This window comes from Mesorhizobium sp. B2-3-7, from assembly GCF_006442695.1.
In the GTDB taxonomy this organism is placed as follows: domain Bacteria; phylum Pseudomonadota; class Alphaproteobacteria; order Rhizobiales; family Rhizobiaceae; genus Mesorhizobium.
The window spans coordinates 155232-178357 of sequence record NZ_VFVV01000007.1; the positions used below are offsets into that span (position 1 = coordinate 155232).

Consider the following 23126-nt stretch of genomic DNA (forward strand, 5'->3'; position numbering starts at 1 on the left):
GCCTGACCGGAGGGCACGGGCATCAACTATCGAACGCTCCAGGGAGCGAAGCTGTCCTGCCAGAACAGCCGCCGTTCCGGAGCGGGCTCAGCCGATCGACAGGTTGACGGCCTTGGGACCCTTGCCGCGCTTGTCAGGCTCGGTGTCGAATGTCACTTTCTGCCCATCCTCAAGACCGGGAAGACCCGACGCCTGCACGGCCGAAATATGAACGAAGACATCCTTCGCGCCATCATCCGGTGTGATGAAGCCGAACCCTTTGGCATGGTTGAAGAATTTGACGGTGCCGGTCTGCGGCATGGGAAGCTCCTTTGATCCCATAAACTCCAGTCTCGGGCCGGCAAATGCCCGAATGGAAATTTGTCCTTTATTTTAGCGTCATCGGCAAGAGAAAGTTTTGCGGGCACTTAAAGCGCGTCGCGCTTTAAGTTTTCATTATGATGCATGTCGTTGACCCGACACCGGATCCACTTTGGGGCGACAGCATTTTTGCTGCGCTGCGACATGAAAAAGGCGCGACGAAAATCGCCGCGCCTTCAAAATTCGTTTGCCTCTTCCGAAGTCATTCAAGCTTCGGAGCCTCAGTCGCACGGCCAGGAAGGGCGTGCGGCTTGGCCGATGGCTCAGGCGGCGCGGAGGTTGACGGCCTTGGGGCCTTTGCCCATGCGATCCGGCTCGACGTCGAAGGTGACTTTCTGGCCGTCGACGAGCGTGCGCAGGCCCGAGGCCTCGATCGCGGAAATGTGGACGAATACGTCCTTGGCGCCGCCGTCGGGCGTGATGAAACCGAAGCCTTTGGTCGCGTTGAAGAATTTAACGGTGCCGGTCTGGGCCATTGGGGAAACTCCTTCACCCGTTCAGTCTTGATGGTCCTGCCCGCCACCTCGCGTCGAGGGCAGTTCCCGGTGGTAGCTTTCGGCAGTCATGCATTGGCGCATGGTCAAACCCCCCGCCGAAAAACGGGGCCGTCAGAGATTCACAGTATCGGGGAAAGGTCGTCCAAAACGTTCCGCTCTCCGGGTCGCAAATGCCCGAACACGGAATTTATCGCACGGAAAAGTGAAGGTTGCAAGATAGCGCCGCGGGCCGCCCCCGATGGGCGCGTCCCGACGCATGAATCGACCAATCCGAGCATCGACGCGCCGCAAATAGGCCTCGTTGCCTGAGGGGTCATCGGCCACAGCCCCGTCACGCATGGGCCAGCGGCGGCGACGGCTGGCGGTGCGAGGCGCCGGGATAATCCAGGCGACGTTCTTTTTAGCAGCCGGCTGCAAACGAGGGTTGCAATCGGCGATGGAATGCGGAGGATCGCAACAGCGCGACTGGTTTGAGCCTTTGCTTCGTGAATATCATTGTCCCGAACAGCTGCGTATTTGGAGCGGCACGCAGCGAGGCGAGGATCGAGGGAGAGACGATCATGAGGTTTCTTGCGGCAATCTTCTCGCGACAGGGTTTTGTCGTCCTGTTCCTGTCGGCTGTTCTTGCCGCCTGTACAGTGGTCGTCGACGACGGCCCGGGACCGCGGCCACGGCCGCCGCGGCCGGGACCGCAATTCTGCACCAAGCAGTACGAGCCCGTCTGCGCCAGGCGCGGTGACGACCGCCAGACCTTCGCCAATGCCTGTCTTGCCGACCGGGCGGGTTATCGCATCGTGCGCGACGGTCCCTGCCGTGACGGCGGCGAGGGTGGCGGCGAGCAGACTTTCTGCACCCGCGAATACGCGCCGGTCTGCGCCCGGCGCGGCGGAGAGTTGCGAACCTTCCCCAACGCCTGCGAGGCACGCGCCGCCGACTACCGCATCGTTGGCGGGGGCCGCTGCTGAAAGGCCGGGTGTTCGTCTTTTCCGCACTTTGGGAAACGCGGATGCCGTCTAAAACAAATTTCGGGGACGTGTGACGGTCACAACGCGGATGGATAGGCGCCGTCGGCCGGCCCGGCGTAAAGCTCGCTGCCGTGCTCATCGCAGATGCGCACGCGGTCGGGGATTTGCGGCATTGCGAGCGTATGGAAGAGCGCGGTGGCGCCCTGCCAGGCTGCGCGCAGGGTAGGGGCTTCCAGCGACACCTTGTCGAGCGTCGCTTCCTCGGCTTCGCGCGATCGGTAAAACTCGATGACGAAATTCAAGGACGCCTCCATGGTGCGTTGTTCCGCCAGGGAGATTCTCCGGCAGGAGATTCTGCGGCAGGGATGGGCGCGGAAGAAGTCGTCCGCGATCAGCTCTTCGATTTCGGCTTCAGGCCGCTCTCGGCCTGCTTGACCGACGAGCCGAACGGGGAGGCGGGCTTGGCCACCACCTTATCCTTCTTGGGCTTGCGTGTTTCGCGGTTGCTGCGCTGTTGACCCTTGGCCATCTTGTCTGCTCCTCGTGCTGGTGGTCTGGCGTCGCCGGGGTCTCAGACCGCCGGATCGTTGCCAACGATCGGATTGTCGGTACCAATCGGATTGTCGGCTGGTTCGAGATTGTCTTCCGTGGTGACCCGCTCGTGGGTCTCCTGCTCGCTGCGGATGCGGTACTGCGGGGAGCCGTCCTTGACCGGCAGCCTGCTCTTGATCTCGAACAGCTCCGCAGTCTTGTTGAGGAGCCCTGTGCGGCTCTTCATGCGCACGGTCTGGCCGACCGCGAAGAGATGCGAGGGCGTGTCGGTGCGCGGACGCGCATTCTGCTGGAAACGGATCATGCTGCATTCTCCCTGTCGCGCTTCAGCGCTGTTTCGAGGTCCAGGTAATCGATGGCGACGAGTTGACTGGTGGTCGGGTTTTTCACCGCTCTTGCCGGCAAATGGATGAAGGTGGCGACGCGGCGCCAGGCAAGCCGCGACATGCCCTCGATCAGCTCTTCGTCGTGATCGATGTCGTAGTCGCCCGCCGGCAGTTGCCCTTCCAGCCCGCCGAGTACGAAAGGAGCCATGAAATGTGCGACGGAATGGGTCGTGCGGTCCGGCATTGTCCTGCCTTGATGTTTTAAGCCCTGTGGCGACATGCGAGGCGGAGAGCCTCAAAGCAAAAAAGCGGGGACGAGCCCCGCTTTCCTATTTCCGGCAATCGCTGGAAATAAGCCATTTTCGAGAGCTGCCAGTACATCCGTGGTCAGCGGTCATCGAATTCGGCCGGATCAGATCAGTTGCAAATTGGCGGCCGACTCGCGGCCCTTGGCATCACGCTCCAACTCGAATTGCAGCTTCTGGCCTTCGGCGAGGCCAGGAAAGCCCGCGCGTTCCAATGCGCTGACATGGACGAAAACGTCCTTACCGCCGTCGGTTGGTTGAATGAAGCCAAAACCCTTCTGGCCATTGTAGAATTTCACGGTTCCGGTGTTCATGGGTGTCTTTCGAAGAATGAGAACGGTCGCGGAGCAAATGCGCCGCGTTGCCGATATCGATGATTTGGAATGAGATTGGCGGGTCGAGAACCTCTGACGCCGCGAAATGCCAATTCTGGCCCAAACGCTCATATATATGTAGCTCGACTTTGCATAGTTTTCAAGAAGATTTGGAAAAATAAGTAAGCCAAAGGAAAAAGATTGCTGCGTTAATTTGAAAAACTCTGCTATGGTTTGATGATATTTTCCAAAAATTCTCAAAAAATCATTTTGGGGTCCGCTCCCGAAATTTGCGTTTTATTTCTCCAAAAAAAGGACAAAAACCATGGTTTCTGCGAGAAGCTCACGAGGCAATACCACAGCGATCAACCCGCCCATCAGGCCGGCCACTGCATATGCCGTCGCCATCGGGCGTACCGGCAAACCTATGATCGTCAAGTCGGCGCGGCTGACCGTCAGGAGCGACGAGGCGGAAAGGCGGACGATCGCCGATACTGACGGAACGGTTCGGCGCGCCAGGCAGACGGCTGAGACCAACCGGCTGATTTGATCTTGTCCGCGCCGATGGCAAGCGCAAGAAACCAAGCAAAGCCTTGAACCCGCCGCGCCAATGGCCTAGATCGCGGCAGGCGGACAAACACGGCAGGTTTCCCATTAACAGAGATCAGAGACGAGCGGCGGGTGCTGGCGCCAACTCCGGCTCGGGCGGACAGCCGCCGTCGAGTCTCGACCAGCATGTGCAGAGGGCGCTGCAACTGCATCAGGCGGGGCGGCGGCAAGAGGCCGAGGCGCTCTATCGGCAAGTGCTGACGCACAAGGTCAACCATGCGGCGGCTGCGCATTTTCTCGGTCTTTTGCTGCACCAGACCGGGCGCAGCGCCGAGGGGCTCGGTCTCCTCGAGCAATCGGTGCGCTTGCAGCCGAAGAATCCGGATTTCCTCAACAACCTCGGCACGGTGATGCGCGATCTCGGCCGTGTCGCGGCGGCCGCCGACTTCTTCCGCGGCGCGGTGGCGCTGCGGCCGGACCAGCTCGCGGCGCGCGACAATCTCGGCTCGTCACTGAAACAGCTTGGGCAGTTCGAGGGCGCCGAGGAGATCTATCGCGGCACGGTCGCGCGCAATCCCTTCCATTTCCGCGCCCGCATCGGGCTTGCCGAAACCTTGCAGGAAGCGGGGCGCCTGGACGAGGCGCTGGCCGTCTTTCGCGGGGCGCTGTCGATCCGTCCGAAGGACGCCGAACTGCTGCACGGGCTGGGCGTCGGGTTGATGGAAAAAGGCGAGCTCGACGAGGCGGCCGACCTGTTCCGGCAGGCGCTGGCGGCCGATCCCGGCATGGCGCGCGCCTGGCTGATGCTGACGCAGGTCAAGCGTCAGAAGGAGCGCGATGCCGAATTGACCGGGATGGAGGCCCAGCACGCCAAGGCGCTGCCGGACAGCCTGGCGCGCATGCAGCTTGCCTTCGGCCTCGGCAAGGTCAATGACGATCTGAAGGATTATAACAGAGCCTTCGACTATTTCGCCGAAGGCAATGCCATCCGCCGCAAGGGCATCGACTACGACGCGGAAAGGACACGCGCCGAATTCGAGGCTATGAAAACGGTGTTCGACAGGGATTTCTTCCAGAAGCACAGGCCCAGCGCGATCTCCGACGATACGCCGATCTTCGTCGTCGGCATGCCTCGTTCGGGCACGACCCTGGTCGAGCAGATCATCGCCAGCCATCCGCAGGTCTACGGCGCCGGCGAACTCGGCATCCTGAAGACGGCGGTCGGCAGGCAGTTCCCGGCGACCATGCCCGGCGGCTTCCCCTGGGGCGTTTCGGATGCGCCCGATACGGATTTTGCCGAGGCGGGACGCGCCTATCTCGACATGCTGCATGCCCGCTATCCGCACATGCGCCACGTCACCGACAAGATGCCGGGCAACTTCCTGCTTGTCGGCTTCATCCACATGATGATGCCAAAGGCCAGGATCATCCATTGCGCCCGCGATGCGGCGGCAACCTGCCTTTCGATCTACAAGGTGCATTTCCGCGGCGACAGCCACCGCTACGGCTATGATCTGGGCGAACTCGCCGATTTCCACAATCTCTACACGGACATCATGGCGCATTGGCACAAGGTGCTGCCTGGCGTCGTGCACGATGTGCGCTACGAGGATTTCGTCGCCGACCAGGAAGGCCAGAGCCGGGCGCTGATCGACTATCTCGGGCTGCCATGGGACGATGCCGTGCTGTCGTTCCACCAGACCGACCGGCCGGTGCGCACGGCTTCCGCCGCGCAGGTGCGCCAGCCGATGTATCAAGGCTCGGTCGACCTGTGGAAGCGCTACGGCGACAGGCTGAAGCCCCTGCTGGACAGACTGGCTTAATGCGGCTCGGCATTTCCGGCGGAGCGCTCCCGCTCCGCCCAAGTGCGTTGCCTACAATTCCATGAACGTCTGGAATCCGCCGAAGATCATGCGCTTGCCGTCGAACGGCATTGTCGACATATCCGGCTGCAATCGTGGATCGGCCATCACCTTGGCCATGACCGCGTCGCGGTCCTGCCTGGATTTGTAGACGATCCAGGAAAAGATGACGACTTCGTCGTCCTTGGCCTGCACGGCGCGTGGAAACGACGTGACCTCGCCATAAGGCACATCGTCGCCGACGCACTCGACATAGGCGAGCGCGCCGTGTTCCTTCCAGACGGCGCCGGCGGTGTTGGCCAGCTTCTTGTAATCGTCGAGTTTTGCCTTTGGCACGGCAAGCACGAAACCGTCGACATAGGACATGGCAATCTCCTTGTTTGCTGCATCCGGCGCCGGGCCGGCAGGGATGCGACCCGGGGCAGGTGGGCGCGCACTTCTCGCCGAGAGTGCTGACGCCCGCTATCGAATTGCGACGGTTATTGCTCCACTGGAGCGTTCATCGCCCATGCGACTCCGAAAGGGTCCTTCACCTGGCCCCAGCGGTCGCCCCAGAACATCACCTGCAGCGGCGTCACGATCTCGCAGCCGGCGTCGACCGCGCGCTGCCACCAGCCGTCGATCTCGTCGCTGCCGAGATGAAGCTGGAGCGTATAGCCCTGCGGCGCCTGGTGCGGGTGGCCGTGCTCGGGATAGGCGTCGCCCAACATCAGCGTCGAGCCGTTGATGTGGAGGTGGACATGCATCGTGCGGCCTTTTTCGTCCGCGGGGTAGGCAAAGACCTGTTCGGCGCCGAACGCCTTCTGGTAGAATTCGGCAGCCTTGAAGGCGCCGTCCACCTGCAGATAGGGGGTCAATCCGCCGAGCACTTTCGCCTTGGGCTGAACAGGGGTCTGGTCGGTCATTGCGTGTTCCTCTTCACGTTTGATTTGGCCTTGCGGACATAGGACGCGTGAGGTGACGGCGGTCCTACATGGGCTTGAAATTTTTCTCGTGGGCCGGGCCCGGACTGGCCGGGCGACCGGCGAACTCCAGCAATAGACGCATGGCTCGGCCGTTCATATGACCCTGGCCGGGACGGCGGCTGAGCGGCGGCTGTTCTGCGCGTCGAAGAGTTCCGGAAAGCCGATGTCCTTGCGCAGTTCGACGGGCAGCGAAAGCAGGATGCGCTCGCTGCGATGGCGGGCACGCGCCGCCGCATATCGGGTTGCGATGCGGCCGATGGAGGAAAGGACGGACATGATGCATTCTCCCTGGGTTGGCGCCGGCATCATCGTGTCGGCATCCCAAGGACGAGGCAGGTTCAGGCGATCCGACAGGTCGTCGATTTTTCTCGCAGCGTTTAATTTCTCATTCGAGCGCCACCGCCTACGCGACCTTGAGCGTCGGAATAGCCGAAACATCCACCTCACGTTCGGCATGCCAGGCATCGAAAGCTGCCTGCATGCGAAGCCAGATCGCGGCCCCGTCGCCGAACAGCTTCCCAAGGCGGGCGGCTACAGCCGGTGAAACCGGCTTCTTTTCGCGGATGATGTCATAGAGCTGCTGCCGGGAGATGCCGAGCAGGTTTGCAATTTCCACCTTGGTCTTTCCAGTTGCCGGGATAATGTCCTCAAGCAGCGCTCCCGGGTGGGAGGGACAGCGCTCGATAGGACGCGTCGGCTCGTGCACGCTCATAGGTCGAACTTCTCCAATCTGGCCGCCTCAGTGGTATTGCTCGAAATCGACGCGGGCGGCGTCTTTGCCGTCGAATTCAAACGTGATGCACCACGGGACGTTGACGTGGACCGTGTAACGGATGGGATCGAAGCCTCTCAGCGCATGGAAGGCAAAGCCAGGAAGGTTCATCTCCTCCGGCTTTTCTGAAGCTTCCAGGCGGTCAAGCCGGACAAGAACGCGCTTGTGCATCTTGGCGTCGATCTTGCCGGTTTTCCCGGTTTGAAAGAGCTCTGACAGGGCCTTGTTCCTGAAAGACTTGATCATGAGGTATGTAAACAGATCGCTTACAAGATTCAAGGACCTGTAAGCGGATAATTTACAATCCGATCTATCCCGCCCCTTCAGCCACTGAGCGGAAGAACTCCTCGGGATCGTCGACTTCGGTCAGCCGCCGCCTCTCGATCAGCCAGAAGCGGTTGCCGATGGCACGGATGAAGGAGCGATCGTGCGAGGCGAGCACGCAGCTTGCCTGGTGCTTGAGCAATTCCTCCTCCAGCGCTTCCTGGCCGTCGATGTCGAGATGGTTGGTCGGCTCGTCGAGCAGATAAAAATTCGGATTGGCGAGCCTCAGCGCAAGCATCATCAGCCGCGCCTTCTGGCCGCCGGACAGCACACTGATCCTGCGCTCCTGCATCTCGATGCCGACGCCGGCGCCGGCAAGCAGAGAGCGGGCGCGCTGTTCGCCGACATCGTAACGGCGCGACACCATCGCCAGTGGCGTATCGTCGCCGCCGATGCCGGACAGGGCCTGGTCGCTGTAGCCGAGCACCGTCGACGGCGTCACCTTCACGTTCTGAACCGTGTCGGGTTCGATAATGGCGTTGCGGATCAGCGTGACGAAGCGCGACTTGCCAACGCCGTTGCGGCCAAGCAGCACGATGCGGTCGCCCTGGCAGATGTGGCGCTTGCCGGTCCTGAACAAGAGCGTGCCGTCGGGCGTTTCCACCGCCGCGTCGTCGAGCGTGATCAGCACCTTGGCGTGCGTGCCGCGATTGGCCAGCCGGATCGCCCCCGCCGATTTCTCGTGATGCGCCGGGGCCGCCGCGTCCTCAAGTCGCTCCGCGCGCTGCTTGAGCTGCTTGGTCTTGACCGTGAGAAGGTCGCTGCCCGAATTGATGCCGATATTGTTGAGCTTGGCGGCCTGGCGTCGCAATTGCTGCGCCACCTTCATGTCGCGCTGGAATTTTCGCTCGGTCGAGGCATCGACCTCATCGAGGGCCTGCCGGGCGCGGGAGTAGGGAAGGGAAAACACCGGCGACTGGTCCGGGCGCAGGAACAACGTGCGGTTGGTGGCGGTGTCGAGAAAGGCGCGGTCGTGGCTGGCGATCACCACCGGCACCTCTCGCGGTAGCGCGTTCAGCCAAGTTTCGAGCTGGCTGATGCGGGCAAGGTCGAGATGGTTAGTCGGTTCGTCGAGCAGCAGCATGTCGGGATCGGTGACCCAGACACGCGCGATCAGTGCCAGCCTCTGCCAGCCGCCGCTCAGCGCCTGCATCTCTCGCTCGCGCATCGCCTCAGGAACGTCGAGCGAATCCAGCACCACATTGACACGCCATAGTTCGCTTTCGGCTTGCTCGGGCGGCAAAGCGTCAGCCACCACCTGATGAAAGCTGCGGCCAAGCAGGGCAGGGGAAACGGACTGCTCGACATGGCCGACGCGCAAGCCGCGCGTGCGGCTAATGTCGCCGGAGGTCGGCTCCATCTCGCCGGCCAGGCATTTGAGCAAGGTCGACTTGCCGCGACCGTTGGCGGCAACGATGCCGAGCCGGTCGCCGCTGCCGATGGTGAGGTCGAGATTGGAAAAGAGCGGCGCACTCATCGTGACGCCGAGGGATTTGAGGCTGATCAGGGCCATGTCGATTTCTCTGGTCTATCCGGAAAGTCCGGCTCAATGCACTTTGTCAGTGCGCAAGCGGCCATCAGGCTCGGCAATGCGCACCACGAAGGGCAGACCAAAAAATCGAAGCGGGAAAAACCCGGACCGTCCCTGGTCAGCCCTGCAAGCAAGCTCGCAGGGCGGAAATCGGGCCACGCTGACGATGGTGATCGATAAACACGCAGCCCTCCTTTCAAGACGTTTGAGTGTGGGGACTGAGTACACCAAAGGTCATGCGCTGGGCAAGAGGAGGGTAGTGTCGAGCGGGGCGCTGAAGCTGCCAATCTCCCCACTCGTGGGGGAGATGTCCGGTCCACCCTCCGCAGCTGCAGCGCAGCTGCTGCGGAGGACGGGCAGGACAGAGGGGGCGCCGTCCCGCCGGCATTTCGAACGAACTACTTTCCGGGCCGTCCTGTCTTCGCGGGCCGGCGCTTTTCGCGGCGGGCGTCGCCGGGGTCTTCATAAGAACCAATGCCGGCGCGTTGGCGCACGACGGGTTTGTCCTCGCGTTCCTTCGCGCCCCCGTCTGTCCTGCCGGCCCCAACAACGGGGGAGATCGGCTGAGGCTTCGCCGGCACTTTTCCCTCGACCGGTTTCTCGGTGCGGCGCACGGTCATCTCGTCGAGAGAGTTTTTCTTGAACAGCGGTTTGGTCGGCTCGCCGGGAATGCCGAAATCCGAGCCGTGTGCTTCGGACGCCGATTGTTTCTTGAACAGCGAGCGCGACACCGCACCGGCCGGCGTCGGCATGTCGGTGCCGGGACCCATATCGTCGATCGACGGTTTGGCGAACAGCGGCTTCTTCACCGGCACCGCGCCATCGGCACCCATCTCGTCGAGATCGGGCTTGCGGAAGAGGTTGGGCCGGGCAGCCTTGGCTGCCTCTTCGGCGGCGCGTGCTTCGTCGAGCTTGCGGAAACGCTCCTGTTCCTCCGATGTACGATGCCTGGCCACGCCCTTGTTGTGCTTGCCTTTTTCGCGGCCCGAGACCGGACTTTCCATATCGGCGTATTTGGCCAGCGGATCGTCGGAGATCGACATCTCCATCTCACGCAGCCGCTTGATCTCGTCGCGAATGCGGGCCGCCTTCTCGAAATCGAGGTTGGCGGCGGCGTCGCGCATCTGCTTCTCAAGCGCGTCCAGATGGGCCTTGAGGTTGTTGCCCATCATGGCGCCGGCGCTGTCGGTGAACTGCGAGATGTCGGCGCGGACATGGTCCTTCTCGTAGACCGAATCCAGAATGTCCGAGATGCGCGACTTGACCGATTCCGGCGTGATGCCGTTGGCGGCGTTCCACTCCATCTGCTTTTCGCGACGGCGATTGGTCTCGGCCATGGCGCGTTCCATCGATCCGGTGACCTGGTCGGCATAGAGGATGACCTTGCCGTCGACATTGCGAGCGGCGCGGCCGATGGTCTGGATCAGCGACGTCTCCGAGCGCAAAAAGCCTTCCTTGTCAGCGTCGAGAATGGCGACGAAGCCGCATTCGGGAATGTCGAGGCCTTCGCGCAAAAGGTTGATGCCAACCAGCACGTCGAAGGCGCCGAGGCGCAAATCGCGCAGGATTTCGATACGCTCCAGCGTGTCGATATCGGAGTGCATATAACGCACCCGCACGCCTTGCTCGTGCAGATATTCGGTCAGGTCCTCGGCCATGCGCTTGGTCAGCACGGTGACCAGCGTGCGGTAGCCGGCCTTGGTCGTCTCGCGGATCTCGCCGACGACGTCGTCGACCTGGGTCTTGGCCGGGCGCACCTCGACCGGCGGGTCGATGAGGCCGGTCGGTCGGATGACCTGCTCGGCGAACACGCCGCCGGACTGCTCCATCTCCCAGCCGCCGGGGGTTGCCGAGACAGCGACCGAGAGCGGGCGCATGGCGTCCCATTCCTCGAAGCGCAGGGGCCGGTTGTCCATGCAGGAAGGCAGGCGGAAGCCGTATTCGGCAAGCGTCGCCTTGCGCCTGAAGTCGCCGCGATACATGCCGCCGATCTGCGGCACGGTGACGTGGCTTTCGTCGATGAAGACCAGTGCGTTGTCGGGGATATATTCGAACAGTGTCGGCGGCGGATCGCCCGGCTGACGTCCGGTGAGATAGCGCGAATAGTTCTCGATGCCGGCGCAGGAGCCGGTGGCTTCCAGCATTTCCAGGTCGAAGCGGGTGCGCTGCTCCAGCCGCTGCGCCTCCAGCAGGCGGCCGGCGCGCTCGAGCTCGACCAGACGGTGCTTGAGCTCTTCCTTGATCGACTTGATGGCCTGGTTCAGCGTCGGGCGCGGCGTCACATAGTGCGAATTGGCGTAGATCTTGACGCTTTTCAGCTCGCCCGTCTTCTGGCCGGTCAGCGGGTCGAATTCGGTGATCGCCTCGATCTCGTCGCCGAACATGGAGATGCGCCAGGCGCGATCCTCAAGGTGGGCCGGGAAGATCTCGATCGTGTCGCCGCGCACGCGGAACGAGCCGCGCACGAAATTGATGTCCTGGCGCTTGTATTGCTGGGCGACGAGGTCGGCGAGCAGAGCGCGCTGGTCGAGCCGGTCGCCGATCTGCATCTGGAAGGTCATAGCCGTATAGGTCTCGACCGAGCCGATACCGTAGATGCAGGAGACCGAAGCGACGATGATGACGTCGTCGCGTTCGAGCAGCGAGCGCGTCGCCGAGTGGCGCATGCGGTCGATCTGCTCGTTGATGGAGGATTCCTTCTCGATGAAGGTGTCGGTGCGCGGAACGTAGGCTTCCGGCTGGTAATAGTCGTAGTAGGAGACGAAATACTCCACCGCATTGTCCGGGAAGAATTTCTTGAACTCGGAATAAAGCTGCGCCGCCAGCGTCTTGTTCGGCGCCAGGATCAAGGCGGGACGCTGCGTCTCCTCGATCACCTTGGCCATGGTGAAGGTCTTGCCCGAGCCGGTGACGCCGAGCAGCACCTGCGTGCGATCGTTGTTTTGGACGCCCTCGACCAAGTCCTTGATGGCGGTCGGCTGGTCGCCGGCCGGCTCGAAATCCGACACCATCTTGATGGTGATCCCGCCCTCGGACTTTTCCGGCCGGGCCGGCCGGTGCGGCGTCCACAGCACGCCGTCCTTGTGCAGCGGATTGCCGGATTCGATCAATGCCGAGAGAGCCGCCACCGTCGCGGTGACGCCGCTCGACGTCATCGTCTCGGCTTCCTCGAGCGAGACGTCGAGGCCGGCGACGGGATTGAGGCCGGCCGCCGCGCGCTCGCGGGCTGTCGCCGCGCCGCCCATCGAGGTGCCACGCGCCGTGCGCCCGGGCGCCGCGGAGCGCTCGGGGATCTTCTTCGACGGCTTCGGCGACTTGCCGCCGTCCTTGCCGGCCTGGCGCCCTTCGCGTTCGGCTTCCTGCTCGATCTGCTCGGCCCAGTCCGCGACCGAACCGGTGAGCGGTGTGCCGGACAGTTCGGGCTGCGGCATCTCGGCGAAGCCGCCTTTGTGCAGCGGTTCCGAGGCGTCGAGGAAATCGGTCAGCGGGCTGCGCCGCTTAGGCGCGGCGCGGTCGTCATTCGCCGTCGACGGCGTTCTCTTTTCGGTGGATTTGGCCATGGCCGGAATATGGGAGGTCTTGGCGAAAATGGAAAGAGCGCGATCAACCGAGGCGCACCGCCACATGCAGCTCCTGACAGAAGGCTGTCAGGAGGAGGCAAGTGCCGGTGATGTCTGCCTATTGCGGTCAGGCGCCGCGTGCGTTGTCCGCCACGCGTGTCGGCGATCCGTTCAGGCGCGGCACCACGACGAGGCGCTTGATTTTGCCCTTCTTGAAGGCGGCGAGGAAGCGCGCATAGTCCTTGAAGGCGACGCAGCCACTGGACTGTGCGTAGCGGCCCCGAAGCAGGTAGGTGTGGGCCAGCAGGCCGTCACGATTGTATTTATTGCGGCCGTCGACGGGTGTCAGACGCAAAGCCTCGACACCATGAAAGCGCGACTCGCGCAACGACAGATTGTAGGTGTTGGGCGGTGTCGGTCCGCGGTTCTTCTGATCGGCATAGCGCGGCTGGTCCGCCATGGCGCCGATGCCCGAATGCGCTTCGAGCCTCGAACCGTCGGGCATGTAGACGGTCTTGGCGCTGATGTCATAGATGGCGACACCGCTGCCGGCTCCGCTCCTGGAGCCGCCCGGCGCGTTGAACAGGTTCCTGAACGCCTGACCGAGGCCGCCCGAAGGCGTGTCTGGCTTTGCATAGGCCAACGCGTCGCCGCCATCCGCCGGCCGGCCCTGCCGGGCCGGCTTTGCCGGCTGGGCTTGCTGGATCGGCTTTGCCGGCTGGGCTTGCTGGACCGGCTTTGTCTGAGGTGCCGGCTTCTGCTGCACGACCTTGGGCTGTTGAGTCGGCTTTTCCTGCTCCACGGACTTCAACGGCTCCGGCGCGTCGAATTGCGGCCGACGGGTCGGCAGCGGCACGTCATCGGTGAGCGCGTCGGGCAAGGCCGCGGCGTCGCCCGGCTGTTCCTGCTGGGTTTCAACAGGCGAAACCGCGACATCGGCCGAAGACTCCGTCATCGGCAATGGCGAGGCGAATGCCTCGTCCTCGACCGGCAGCGAGCGGGCGAGCGCGAGGGCCAGTTGCGAATTGTCCGGCGTGCCGGTATCCGGCTGGGCAAAATGCATCGGCTGCGGCGCTGTCTGAACAACCACCGAGCCGGTGTCGATCCGGGCGAAGCGCTCCGCCGCGGGTGCCGGCAAGTCTTCAGACAGGCTGGCGATGAGCTTGGCGCCCGGCACCAGCGATGCTTTGGCGACCTGTGGAGCGGAGGTCGAGATGATAGGACGGGCGGGTGCGCCGGCCGTGGCCACGGGCTTGGCCGCGTTGGCGAAGGCGGCGGCGAGCTTGCTTGGCGAGAGAGATGCTTCCATGCGCTCGAAGCGCTCCTGCGAGGTCGTCTTGGCGACCGGGACAGGGTGTGCCGTGGACGCGGCCACGAGGCGCGCCGACTTTTCCGCCCGAGGAGCGAGCGCGGCCAGCCTGAAGCATCCGGAGCCGCATTGCACGGCGTGGTTCTGCAGCGCCTGCGTGCCGCCATCGGCGTTGGCCAGTGCGAATGGCGCAGCGGGCATCAGGAAATGCTGTTTCAGCGGATCGGCAAGAGCGAGCGAGCCCGGCATGGCCAGCCTCTGCGGCAGGACACTCGACGTCGACGACAGCGAAGCGCCGACTGAGCTCAGACCAGCCATTGTCCCGACCAGCCACAGGCCAACGGCAGCGCTGACGCCGGGCACGGCGACCCAGCGGACGATCCGCTTAGAGTTGAAGGATGAGGCACGTGACGCGTTGTCGGCAGCTTCGCCGTCCCAACGCCTGTCCCCGACAATTTTCTTACTCAAGAACGCCATTCAACCAATCTTGCTCCAATCGGCTCCCACGTCCGCGGCTGTGATAGCCGCGACGACCATTCTGTGAGTGATCCCAGGTGGTCCCCGACGCGTTTGCCGCGCCTGTCTTTGGTTGCCGATTGCTTCAAAATATGGACAAAGTTGGTTAACCAATCCCTCTCAAAACCAACCGAGAGACGTGGACTTTGTGCCAAAAAAGGCTCGTCCACGACCATGAACGCGGTATTGCAGCCCTTCCAAGAGTATTTTGCTGCCTGCTTTTAACGGCCGAGTCAAGCAAAACAGCTCTTGCTAATTGAAGCGAATGGCCGCTTCAGCGGGGCCGCGACGGTGGCGCGTGTCATTCCGTACTCCCGAGAAGGCCCAGCGCGTCGCCCCAAAACTGCTATCCGCCCGCAGCAGATAACCGGCCCGTACCGCGGTTTCGCGGCGACCATTGATCGGCCACCGTGTTGGCGCGGCGGTTCGCGCCGGAGGAGGCGGAAGCGGTGCTGTACCAGGGCGCGATTTTCTAGGGTTTGCAATGGAGCTTCTACCTCCCCCTTGTGGGGAGGTCGGAGCGCAGGTCCGGGTGGGGGGCTGGCGCCGACCGCCCAGGAACGCAGCCCTGTTAGGCCGTTAATTGAACCACAGCGCAAACGTCAGGAAACCACCGCCGCCGAATTCGCTCTGGATCTGGTCGAAATCGTCGCTGGTCAGGATTGTGCCGCTTTCGAGATACGGCGCGATGGCCGGGCCGGTGATCGACAGCACCAGGTCGAACGGTTTCGGCTCGTCGAAGAAGCGCTTCATATTAATGCCCTTGCCGGTGATGCGGAAATGCGGCAGCAGCACGCGGCCTTGGAGCAGGTCCTCGGCCATGGTCAAGGTGGCGAGCCAGGCCGCGACCTGCTGCTCTCCGACTTCGAGGCCGGTGAGCGGGTTTTCGCCCTTCTGTTGCGGTCCCGGCAGCCATTCGCGGTCATTGTCGGTCTCGGCGCGGATCGCCTTCCAGTCCTCGCGCGACAGCCGGATCATCTCCAGCAGGTGACGGCGCGCCGCCTGCCGCCGCTCGGGCTCGACCACCGGCCAGTTGACGAGATGCACCAGCGAGATGAAATCGGCGATGCGCCCTTCCGAGGAGAAGATGCTGCTGCCCATGTCGCCAGCCGGCGGAACGAGGATGTCCTGCAACGGCAGTTTTGCGCGCGGGAAGAGCATGTGGAAGGAACCGTCGAACGTGCTCCTGAAATCATGCGCCAGCCAGAAATCGGCCTGCGCCATCAGGAACTCGGCATAGCCCTGCAGCCAATAACCGTCGGCGCGGTCGAAGCGGAAGGTGAGCGCAGGCGCGGCATCGTCGGGAGCCACGCCGCCGCGCGACAGCGAGGCCATTATGGCGGCCATGCTTTCGTCCGGCGCGATCGTGCCGTCCTCGTCGAGGTCGATACCGACCTGGGTGAGGTCGATGACAATGCCGATATCGGCATCGGCAGGCACCGAGCCCAGCGTGGCTGCGGATTTCTCGAGCCGGTTGCGGAAGGCGACCAATATGGCGCGGAACTGTTCGTAGGTCAGCGGTTCGGGGTTCGGGTTTTCCGGCACAGGCAGCCGCATCAGCGGCAGCATGAAGGATCGCGGGCTCTCGAAGCCGTGGCGGTGCAGGCCGCTGGCCAGCAATTCCAGCGCGGTGAAGAATTCGCCGGCGCCGGCGGCATAGGCGGATGCCGGGTCGGTGGATGCGGCTGCCTCCAGCGTCGAGAGCGCCGTGTCGCGCGCGACCACGGTTTTGGCCTCGAACAGAGCGGCCGCGGTTTCGGGCATGGCGGCCTGCGCCGAAGACATCGGCAGAACCAGAGCAAGTGCCAATGCCAGCAGACTTGCCAGTGGTGTCATTTTCCCCCTCCCATGCGCGTCGTGCCGGCAATCATACACGCATTTGCAATGCCGCGTCTGCCGGGCGCTGATGCATGATTGCCATTGGCTGGCTTCAACGCGCCCGGCAGACGGTCTACACAGGGCAAACGATTGGACATCGCGTGTCGAACTATCCGCTCTCCTACAAACTGTCGTGGCTGCCGCGATTCCTGAAACCGTCGCTGTCCGGTGGTGTGCAAGGCTTCGCGCCCGTGGCCGGAACGATGGTGGATCGGGCGCCGAAACGGACGGTGCGGCTCGCCTTCGTCGGCGACATTTCGGCGGTGGCCAACCGCAGCGCGCCCGACTGTGATCCGGTGATCAAAACGCTGCTTGGCGCGGCCGACCTGGTGATCGGCAATTGCGAAAGCCCGATCGTGGACAAGCCAAGCGCCGTGCTCGGCACCAGGCTCGGCACCCATCACGCGATGAGCGAGCGCTTTCTCGGCGACGCGTTGGCGGCAGTCGGCATCTCGCGTGAAAGACTGGTGCTGTCGCTGGCCAACAACCATGTGCTCGACCAGGGCGTCGCCGGTTTCGATGAGACCGTGGCGGCGCTGAAGCGGCTCGGTATCGGCACTATTGGCCTCGCCGGCAACAGCCCGGTGCAGCCTGTCGAAGTCGGGCCGCTGACTGTCGGGTTCGCCGCCTTCACGCTGTGGCGCAATGCGGGCGAGGACCTGTTCGCCGGCCGCGTTTCGATGGCCGGCGATATTGCCTACCTGCGAGGTGACGGGTTCGATCTCCTCTGCGCCGTGCCGCATTGGGATTGGGAGTTCCGCCACTTTCCGCGCGCCGAAACGCGGAGACTGGCGAGGCGCCTGGCAGGGCAGGGCGTCGGGCTGATCGCCGGCCACCACGCCCATGTCGTGCAGCCGGTGGAGTGGATCGGCGATACGATTGTCGCCTATGGACTTGGCGATTTCCTCGGAACCGCCCTTATCCGCCAGCCTTGGCCGGGACGCATTGGCGGGATTCTTGTCGCCGACGTCAGCGCCGATGCGGGAACGCGGGGGTCAGTCATTTCCTACCGGATGCATCCCTTTGTGCGGCTGCGCGCCGGGGATCATGAGCGGCTGGCGCCGGTGGAAGGATTGGAGGGCCGCATGCGTGACAAGGTGGAGAGGCGGTTGAGCGCGGTCTTTCCGTAACTACAGGTGGTGGACATTGGCCAAGATCGCCATGTCGGCGCTTTTCCAAGCGCTGATGATTGGCGAATGGAGAGGCGGCGCAAGCATCTGTTGAAGAGGCGCTACAGTCGATACTTCAGACAAAACCGGCTATCATGAACCGGTCCAGGCAAGCGGGGGTGGCGGTGGAAACAGCGGATTTCATGCCTGGCGACGCCGTGGTTGCCGGCATCCGGAAAAACATCGAGGCTTATGAAGCGGCGCGGGCCTCCGTGGTGCGGCAGGTACGCTGGCGGGTGCCGCTGTTCGTCGGTTTGGTGCTGGCGACGGTGGTGCTGATCGCCTGGCTGTTCAACAAGGTCGCCGATCCCAACGAGCAATGGTTCTCGACGCCGCATGTGTTCCTCTATGTCGTCGGTTTCGCAGCTTCGATCCTGCTTTATTTCCAGGCGATGAAGCCGGCGACGCGGCTGCAGCAATCATTTCGCCAAACACTGCTGCCCATCATCTTCGGCTTCATCCGCGACGTGCGCTACGCGCATGGCGGGCGGCCAAATTCCTTCGACCGGCTGCCGCGCGAGGCGGTCGGGCCGTTCAACCGGCAGTCGTTCGACGATGTCGTTTCCGGCCGCTACGAAGAGTTTCCGTTCGAGTTCTACGAAGCGGAACTGCGGGAAGGGACAGGCAAGGGCTCATCGACGGCCTTCAAAGGCGTGATCGTCGCCTTCGAAGCCATCGAACCGTTTCCGGGAATCCTGGTGGCGACGCGGCGGACCAATGCCGTCGTCGGCTTCTTCCGTGGCATGTTCGCCAGCAAGATGCAGGAACTGTCGTCCGGCGTGCCGGAACTGGATGCCGCCTATGAGTTCCGCACCGACAATGCCGAGGCGGCTCAGCCATTGGTGAGCGGCCGGCTCGCGCAGGCGCTGAAATGGCTGGGCGAAACCTGGCCGGAGGAACCGGCGCGCGTGGCCCTCAACGGCAGCGACGGTTTTCTGCTCCTGCCGCAGGCGAAGAATTTCTTCGAGCTGCCCGCCATTTCGGTGCCACTGGACCACCAAGCCCATGTCGCGCCGATGATATCGGATATGGGCGCGATGCTGGCGACGGCAGCGCTGGTGCGCAAGATCGGGGTGAGGGACGAAGCGGCTTGACCAGCCGGCGTTCCCGTCAGCAGTCGAAGCCGTACTTTTCGCGCATATTGTCCGCCTCTTCTTTCGACATTCGCTTGAACATCACGCAGATCGTGAAGCTGCCGACCTGATGGCCGTCCCGCGTATATCCCCAGTCGGAAATGTCGTCCCTGGTGAATTCTATGTTCTGGCCGAGCACGACGTTGTGCACCGCCTCCGGCTCATTGGCCAATATGCCGACAAACCCTGTCCCGGCACGGCGGAACGGTATCACCCAGAAGTGCTCGGTGACATGCCCATCCCGCACCTTGACCTTCAACTTGAACCTACCTGTGCCGGAGGGAGGCATTTCGGACAGTGCCAGGAATTCATCGAGGCCGGCGAGCGCCTGCGCGGTCGCCGCCGCCATGTCGGGATCGCCCGGAGCGAAGATGATCCCCTTGTCGTCACCCGGATCCACGCCTTGCGCGCCGACCGATCCCGGAGCAAGCGCCAGCATCAAGGCTGCCGCAGTTCGAACCGCTGGTTTCATGGAAGGCCCCCCTTCATCGTTGCGGTCGACACAATGCTGCATCCCCATCCGGTTTGCAACCTTTGCGCGAGTCTTGTCTCTTCAGGTCCAAGGTGGCGGCGACCGTTGATGACAGACCGGGATGGTGACGCCGGTGAAGAAAGTTTCGTCCCTACAGCTTGCTCGGCACCAGGCCAGCCAGCCAGTTGGCTGACCGCTTGGCCATGTCGGCGGTCGCCGATACAGCGCGGCCAAGATCGGTCTTGACGACGGCATAGCCGTTTTTCGTACGATAGAGCACGCCGGTGCCGCCATCGACCACCTGTTCATAGGCGACCGGCCGCGCGGCGGCCGCTTCCATCGCCGTCGTCGGCGAGCCGACCGGGACCGTCGGCCTGTGGCTCAGCTCGGGCGGCAGCGTCGGTTCAACGGCGCGGCTGGCGGGCCTCAGCTCCGGGCGCGAAGCGGTCGCGGCCAGTTGCGAGGAGGACGCGGAACCTTTCGCGCGGCAGATGCCAGAGACGAGCGGATAGTTGAAATTGCGCTCGTGCAGCATCTGGCTCTTCATCGCCGCTTCGCACTCGGCGATGGTCGACCACTTGGCCGGTGTCTCGCCGATATATTCGCAAAGCTTGGCGTCGCAGTCGCAGCCGACGATGGTCATGGCGACAAGGGCGGTCTTGATCACGGTCTCGTCCCCTCGATGTGCCCCTCGGCAGCCCATTCAGGTGCATGTCGCTGTCCAAACCGGTCCCTGAGCGGAGCCCGCGGGCACGCTTTGGGCGACATGCGACAGTCCATCGCGCGCGAACAAGGCGGGATTTGGCCGCGATTGTGAAATGAGCGTGGCGTGGCGCTCGACACGGCCGTTCTCCGCGCAGCGTGGCCGAAAGGCCTCAGTAGTCGTAGACGTGCTCCAGCCTGGCGCCTGACTTGATCAGCGCCGGCAATACCAGATGCAGCCTGGGTACGGCTACGACCATGCCGGTGCGGCGTGTCGATGGATCGGCCGGCAGCGGATAGCTGAACAGGATGCGCATGCCTTCGGGGACGGCGATCGAATCCGTGGAAAGCACGGTGATCATGATCTCGTCGTTGCCGCCGATCTCGACGAATGAGACGCCCTTGTCGATCAGGCGCGGAATCATGTCGGTGAACATCTGGTAGCGCTTGGTGACGAAAACGGTGCCGTCGGGGCCGTAGTCGCGTTCGAGCAAGGTGTCGGCTTCGTTGCGCGTCGCTTCGCCGACCGGTCCCTTGGCCCAGACGTGGATGTCGAGCAAGGCCGGATCGGACGTTGCCGCGAGTGCCTGCCTGATCAGGCTGGCATAGAACTGCTTGATCGTGTCGGCGAGGCCGAAGGCAAGCTTTCGTTCGCTGGAGCGCACGGCGCTGTCGCCCGGCGCCGGCTGGACCGCGAAAAGCCCGGCGCGCTTCTCGGCATAGGGAAACTGGTACCACGGCCCCTGGTCGAGGAAGGCGGCGTATTCGGCCGCCACCTTGCCCTGGTAGATGTCAGTCGCCGTGCGCCTGCCCGCAATCGCCTCGGTGATGCGGCCGATCGTGTTTTCATAAGCCCATTGCAGGGCATGCTCGATCGTGTGGCTGGTGCCGATGACGACCGGCATCTGGTGGTTGGCGTAGTTGAACTTGTAGGCGGAGCTGGCGCGGATCACCATGGCGTAGTCCTGCCAGAAGCGGCCGACATAGGCGAAATAGGGAAAGCCGCTCGGCTGGTCCTTGGCGACGAAGCCGGCATATTCGCGCGCAGCATAGACGATGGCCCATTCCGGGTAGGTGAGGAAGGTCGATTCCTCAGGTCGCTGGTAGCCGGGGATTTCGGCGCGCACCCTGGCGGCGAGCGCCGGCGGCGGTGCACCTTCGGCGATACCCGGCAACGGTGTCTTGTCCAGCGACGGCGTCGTCAGGAAACCGTAGGCCAGCCCGGCGATCGGGATCAGGACAATGATGACGATCAGCCAGAGGATCGTCCTGATGATACACTTCATGAAGCGAAACAGGACCATGGCCGGTCAGGCCAGGGCGGCGGCAAGCTTCTGGATCAATGTCATGAAGTATCCCCCTTCAGCGAACCCGCCTGCGAACGCAAACGGACTCTGACAGGGCGATACTAACCGATTTTGGCGCGCGGTGAAGCGGAGCCCGCAACTTCGCCGGGAAGGCGCTCGAGCGGGAGGGAAAAAGACAGTCGGCGCCGGGATTTCTCCCAGCGCCTCCCTGTCAGACCAGGACACGGTCACGGCAGCAACTCCCCTAAAGTCGTCGCACCAAGCCGGCCTTGATTTTGACGGTCCTGCCAGTCGCCGCCCGAAGGCCGCGCCCGTTCCAGACCACGCCGGTCTCCACCCTTGCGGGCTTTGCCCTGCGGCCATCGAAGGTTTTTGCCGTCCTTCATGGCAGCATCGGTCCGCCGTCGGCGTTGGCACGCTTTCCGCGGCCCCGTAGGTCTCGGCTTCCGTCCCTCGAAGCAGGCGAGCCTGCTCTCGCTTCGGGCCGTACGGGCCTCAGGAAATCCGCCTTTCAGCTTCGCCTTTCGGCTGGGCGATCGGTAGCCGCCTGAGATGGGTTAAACTTACGCCGGCCAAGGATGTTGGGGAATGCCCGCGGGCCTGTGGATAGCGGGATTATCGGGGACCATTGCCAGCAGCCTCGGAATTTCAGGCACCAAGGCCTTAGACAGCCTGCCCTGCTTTTTCGGCACGCGAACCGAGAGCGCCTATTGCTCCGCCAACGGGCGCGGGCTTCAATGCCGGCAAAGGATCGGGCAGTGCGTGCCCGGCGCCTTGCGGGGAGGGATGCGCATTGAAGGTCGGGGTGGTGCTCAATCCGATTGCCGGCGGCGGCTGGCTGAAACGGCACTGGTCCGAGGTCGCCGCCTCGTTGAACAATCACTTCGGCGATTTCGAACTGCGCGAAACGCAGGCCGAAGGCGATGCCGAAAGGCTGGCGCTCGACCTCGCGGCAAACGGGTTCGACCTGGTGATCGCGGCCGGTGGCGACGGCACGGCCAGCGAGGTGGCCGACGGCCTGTTGCAGGCGTCCAAGGAAAACGGCCGCGCGTCCGAACTCGGTCTGCTGCCGTGCGGCACGGGTATCGATTTCGCGCGCGGGCTCGGCCTGCCGAAGGAGGTGGACGCGACGCTGAAGCGGATCGCCGGGGCCAAGGGCAGGGCGGTCGATGCAGGGCGCATCTGCTATATCGACGACCATGGCGCGCTGGCCAGCCGGCACTTCGTCAACATTGCGAGCCTGGGGCTCTCGGGCGCTACCGATCGCGCCGTCAACGCCGACAAGCGCAAGGGCAAGGTTGCGGCCAAGACGTTGTTCCTGTGTCGCACCGTGGTCGAATTCGCCCGCTACCGGTTCCAGGATGTAACGATTTCAGTCGATGACGGCGCGCCGGTCGAGGCGCGCATGGCACTGGTCGCGGTGGCCAATGGCAAATTCTTCGGCGGCGGCATGATGATCGCGCCGGACGCCGAACTGACCGACGGCCAATTCGACATCGTCATCCTGCGCGCGGCCAGCAAGCTGAAGCTGATCTGGGATATCCGCCTGCTCTATGGCGGCAGGCATCGCAACCATCCGGCCATCACCATCCTGCGCGGCAAGAAAGTGGTTGTCGAACCGCTCGGCGACGTGGAAAGGAACGGCGCGCTGGTCGACATCGACGGCGAGTCGCCCGGGCGCATACCAGCGACCTTCGAGATCCTGCCCGGCGCTCTGACGCTCAGATATTGAATCAAGACGTTGCGGCTTTGATTCAG

The 23126-nt window shown here is 63.4% G+C and carries 25 protein-coding genes; 6 read left to right on the forward strand and 19 right to left on the reverse strand.

Annotated features, from left to right (window positions below):
- Positions 1-87 precede the first annotated feature (87 nt).
- Complete coding sequence (locus FJ940_RS15655) at positions 88-300, reverse strand: cold-shock protein (protein ID WP_006202521.1); 213 nt, start codon at positions 298-300, stop codon at positions 88-90.
- 323 nt (positions 301-623) lie between these two features.
- Positions 624-836, reverse strand: a complete 213-nt coding sequence (locus tag FJ940_RS15660; protein WP_006202520.1) for a cold-shock protein — start codon at positions 834-836, stop codon at positions 624-626.
- Between the two features lie 581 nt (positions 837-1417).
- Here FJ940_RS15660 and FJ940_RS15665 point away from each other — a divergent pair.
- Positions 1418-1822: a Kazal-type serine protease inhibitor gene (locus tag FJ940_RS15665; protein ID WP_140567056.1), complete on the forward strand. Its 405-nt coding sequence runs from the start codon at positions 1418-1420 to the stop codon at positions 1820-1822.
- Positions 1823-1899: 77 nt separating this feature from the next.
- On the opposite strand, the gene FJ940_RS15670 is transcribed toward FJ940_RS15665, so the two are convergent.
- The 5 genes from FJ940_RS15670 to FJ940_RS15685 all read right to left on the reverse strand — a co-directional run bounded on the left by FJ940_RS15670 (position 1900) and on the right by FJ940_RS15685 (position 3319).
- Positions 1900-2124 carry a hypothetical protein gene (locus FJ940_RS15670; protein ID WP_140567053.1) on the reverse strand — a complete coding sequence of 75 codons (225 nt, stop codon included), beginning with the start codon at positions 2122-2124 and terminating at the stop codon, positions 1900-1902.
- A gap of 89 nt (positions 2125-2213) precedes the next feature.
- On the reverse strand, positions 2214-2351 hold the full coding sequence (locus tag FJ940_RS28490) for a hypothetical protein (RefSeq protein ID WP_181165218.1): 138 nt from the start codon (positions 2349-2351) through the stop codon (positions 2214-2216).
- Between the two features lie 42 nt (positions 2352-2393).
- Entirely contained in the window at positions 2394-2678 is a 285-nt protein-coding gene (locus FJ940_RS15675) for a hypothetical protein (protein WP_140560619.1), read from the reverse strand.
- Positions 2675-2944, reverse strand: coding sequence for a hypothetical protein (locus FJ940_RS15680; protein ID WP_140516870.1), 270 nt, complete (start codon positions 2942-2944; stop codon positions 2675-2677). Before FJ940_RS15680 ends, FJ940_RS15675 begins: the two co-directional genes overlap by 4 nt.
- Positions 2945-3112: 168 nt before the next feature.
- Positions 3113-3319: a cold-shock protein gene (locus tag FJ940_RS15685; protein ID WP_140495998.1), complete on the reverse strand. Its 207-nt coding sequence runs from the start codon at positions 3317-3319 to the stop codon at positions 3113-3115.
- 325 nt (positions 3320-3644) lie between these two features.
- Between FJ940_RS15685 and FJ940_RS15690 the strand changes: the two genes are divergently transcribed.
- Entirely contained in the window at positions 3645-3869 is a 225-nt protein-coding gene (locus FJ940_RS15690) for a hypothetical protein (RefSeq protein ID WP_140516868.1), read from the forward strand.
- Positions 3870-4056: 187 nt separating this feature from the next.
- Positions 4057-5691, forward strand: coding sequence for a tetratricopeptide repeat-containing sulfotransferase family protein (locus FJ940_RS15695; protein WP_140495996.1), 1635 nt, complete (start codon positions 4057-4059; stop codon positions 5689-5691).
- A gap of 51 nt (positions 5692-5742) precedes the next feature.
- Here FJ940_RS15695 and FJ940_RS15700 read toward each other — a convergent pair whose 3' ends face one another.
- The 9 genes from FJ940_RS15700 to FJ940_RS15740 form a co-directional block, all read right to left on the reverse strand.
- Entirely contained in the window at positions 5743-6096 is a 354-nt protein-coding gene (locus FJ940_RS15700) for a DUF1428 domain-containing protein (protein ID WP_140495995.1), read from the reverse strand.
- A 113-nt stretch (positions 6097-6209) separates the two neighbouring features.
- On the reverse strand, positions 6210-6635 hold the full coding sequence (locus FJ940_RS15705) for a glyoxalase/bleomycin resistance/extradiol dioxygenase family protein (RefSeq protein WP_140495994.1): 426 nt from the start codon (positions 6633-6635) through the stop codon (positions 6210-6212).
- Positions 6636-6788: 153 nt separating this feature from the next.
- Positions 6789-6971, reverse strand: coding sequence for a hypothetical protein (locus FJ940_RS15710; RefSeq protein ID WP_140495993.1), 183 nt, complete (start codon positions 6969-6971; stop codon positions 6789-6791).
- Between the two features lie 127 nt (positions 6972-7098).
- Positions 7099-7407, reverse strand: a complete 309-nt coding sequence (locus FJ940_RS15715) for a HigA family addiction module antitoxin (protein ID WP_140567050.1) — start codon at positions 7405-7407, stop codon at positions 7099-7101.
- Positions 7408-7434: 27 nt separating this feature from the next.
- Entirely contained in the window at positions 7435-7713 is a 279-nt protein-coding gene (locus tag FJ940_RS15720) for a type II toxin-antitoxin system RelE/ParE family toxin (RefSeq protein ID WP_140567047.1), read from the reverse strand.
- 64 nt (positions 7714-7777) lie between these two features.
- Positions 7778-9304, reverse strand: coding sequence for an ABC-F family ATP-binding cassette domain-containing protein (locus FJ940_RS15725; RefSeq protein ID WP_140657089.1), 1527 nt, complete (start codon positions 9302-9304; stop codon positions 7778-7780).
- 416 nt (positions 9305-9720) lie between these two features.
- On the reverse strand, positions 9721-12882 hold the full coding sequence (uvrB, locus tag FJ940_RS15730; protein ID WP_140657091.1) for an excinuclease ABC subunit UvrB: 3162 nt from the start codon (positions 12880-12882) through the stop codon (positions 9721-9723).
- A 127-nt stretch (positions 12883-13009) separates the two neighbouring features.
- A complete protein-coding gene (locus FJ940_RS15735; RefSeq protein ID WP_140582118.1) occupies positions 13010-14668 on the reverse strand; it encodes a DUF2778 domain-containing protein in 1659 nt (552 codons plus the stop codon).
- A 618-nt stretch (positions 14669-15286) separates the two neighbouring features.
- Positions 15287-16543 (reverse strand): hypothetical protein, encoded by a 1257-nt coding sequence (locus FJ940_RS15740; protein ID WP_140657093.1) that lies wholly within the window; start codon positions 16541-16543, stop codon positions 15287-15289.
- Positions 16544-16686: 143 nt separating this feature from the next.
- Between FJ940_RS15740 and FJ940_RS15745 the strand changes: the two genes are divergently transcribed.
- Positions 16687-17715, forward strand: coding sequence for a CapA family protein (locus FJ940_RS15745; protein WP_140657095.1), 1029 nt, complete (start codon positions 16687-16689; stop codon positions 17713-17715).
- 182 nt (positions 17716-17897) lie between these two features.
- Complete coding sequence (locus FJ940_RS15750; protein ID WP_181168553.1) at positions 17898-18848, forward strand: DUF3137 domain-containing protein; 951 nt, start codon at positions 17898-17900, stop codon at positions 18846-18848.
- Positions 18849-18864: 16 nt separating this feature from the next.
- Here FJ940_RS15750 and FJ940_RS15755 read toward each other — a convergent pair whose 3' ends face one another.
- From FJ940_RS15755 to FJ940_RS15765, 3 genes are all read right to left on the reverse strand, one after another.
- Positions 18865-19359, reverse strand: a complete 495-nt coding sequence (locus FJ940_RS15755) for a DUF2314 domain-containing protein (protein ID WP_140495986.1) — start codon at positions 19357-19359, stop codon at positions 18865-18867.
- Positions 19360-19510: 151 nt separating this feature from the next.
- Positions 19511-20026 (reverse strand): hypothetical protein, encoded by a 516-nt coding sequence (locus tag FJ940_RS15760; RefSeq protein ID WP_140495985.1) that lies wholly within the window; start codon positions 20024-20026, stop codon positions 19511-19513.
- A gap of 208 nt (positions 20027-20234) precedes the next feature.
- Positions 20235-21347, reverse strand: coding sequence for a hypothetical protein (locus tag FJ940_RS15765; protein ID WP_246671079.1), 1113 nt, complete (start codon positions 21345-21347; stop codon positions 20235-20237).
- Between the two features lie 814 nt (positions 21348-22161).
- Here FJ940_RS15765 and FJ940_RS15770 point away from each other — a divergent pair.
- Entirely contained in the window at positions 22162-23100 is a 939-nt protein-coding gene (locus FJ940_RS15770; RefSeq protein WP_140560627.1) for a diacylglycerol kinase family protein, read from the forward strand.
- Positions 23101-23126 lie beyond the last annotated feature (26 nt).

Bases quoted from the DNA above. Each gene is read 5' to 3' on its own strand.
- FJ940_RS15655 (WP_006202521.1), bottom strand. From the start codon at position 300: ATGCCGCAGACCGGCACCGTCAAATTCTTCAACCATGCCAAAGGGTTC.
- FJ940_RS15660 (WP_006202520.1), bottom strand. From the start codon at position 836: ATGGCCCAGACCGGCACCGTTAAATTCTTCAACGCGACCAAAGGCTTC.
- FJ940_RS15665 (WP_140567056.1), top strand. From the start codon at position 1,418: ATGAGGTTTCTTGCGGCAATCTTCTCGCGACAGGGTTTTGTCGTCCTG.
- FJ940_RS28490 (WP_181165218.1), bottom strand. From the start codon at position 2,351: ATGGCCAAGGGTCAACAGCGCAGCAACCGCGAAACACGCAAGCCCAAG.
- FJ940_RS15675 (WP_140560619.1), bottom strand. From the start codon at position 2,678: ATGATCCGTTTCCAGCAGAATGCGCGTCCGCGCACCGACACGCCCTCG.
- FJ940_RS15680 (WP_140516870.1), bottom strand. From the start codon at position 2,944: ATGCCGGACCGCACGACCCATTCCGTCGCACATTTCATGGCTCCTTTC.
- FJ940_RS15685 (WP_140495998.1), bottom strand. From the start codon at position 3,319: ATGAACACCGGAACCGTGAAATTCTACAATGGCCAGAAGGGTTTTGGC.
- FJ940_RS15690 (WP_140516868.1), top strand. From the start codon at position 3,645: ATGGTTTCTGCGAGAAGCTCACGAGGCAATACCACAGCGATCAACCCG.
- FJ940_RS15700 (WP_140495995.1), bottom strand. From the start codon at position 6,096: ATGTCCTATGTCGACGGTTTCGTGCTTGCCGTGCCAAAGGCAAAACTC.
- FJ940_RS15705 (WP_140495994.1), bottom strand. From the start codon at position 6,635: ATGACCGACCAGACCCCTGTTCAGCCCAAGGCGAAAGTGCTCGGCGGA.
- FJ940_RS15710 (WP_140495993.1), bottom strand. From the start codon at position 6,971: ATGTCCGTCCTTTCCTCCATCGGCCGCATCGCAACCCGATATGCGGCG.
- FJ940_RS15715 (WP_140567050.1), bottom strand. From the start codon at position 7,407: ATGAGCGTGCACGAGCCGACGCGTCCTATCGAGCGCTGTCCCTCCCAC.
- FJ940_RS15720 (WP_140567047.1), bottom strand. From the start codon at position 7,713: ATGATCAAGTCTTTCAGGAACAAGGCCCTGTCAGAGCTCTTTCAAACC.
- FJ940_RS15725 (WP_140657089.1), bottom strand. From the start codon at position 9,304: ATGGCCCTGATCAGCCTCAAATCCCTCGGCGTCACGATGAGTGCGCCG.
- uvrB (WP_140657091.1), bottom strand. From the start codon at position 12,882: ATGGCCAAATCCACCGAAAAGAGAACGCCGTCGACGGCGAATGACGAC.
- FJ940_RS15735 (WP_140582118.1), bottom strand. From the start codon at position 14,668: ATGGCGTTCTTGAGTAAGAAAATTGTCGGGGACAGGCGTTGGGACGGC.
- FJ940_RS15740 (WP_140657093.1), bottom strand. From the start codon at position 16,543: ATGACACCACTGGCAAGTCTGCTGGCATTGGCACTTGCTCTGGTTCTG.
- FJ940_RS15750 (WP_181168553.1), top strand. From the start codon at position 17,898: ATGCCTGGCGACGCCGTGGTTGCCGGCATCCGGAAAAACATCGAGGCT.
- FJ940_RS15755 (WP_140495986.1), bottom strand. From the start codon at position 19,359: ATGAAACCAGCGGTTCGAACTGCGGCAGCCTTGATGCTGGCGCTTGCT.
- FJ940_RS15765 (WP_246671079.1), bottom strand. From the start codon at position 21,347: ATGAAGTGTATCATCAGGACGATCCTCTGGCTGATCGTCATCATTGTC.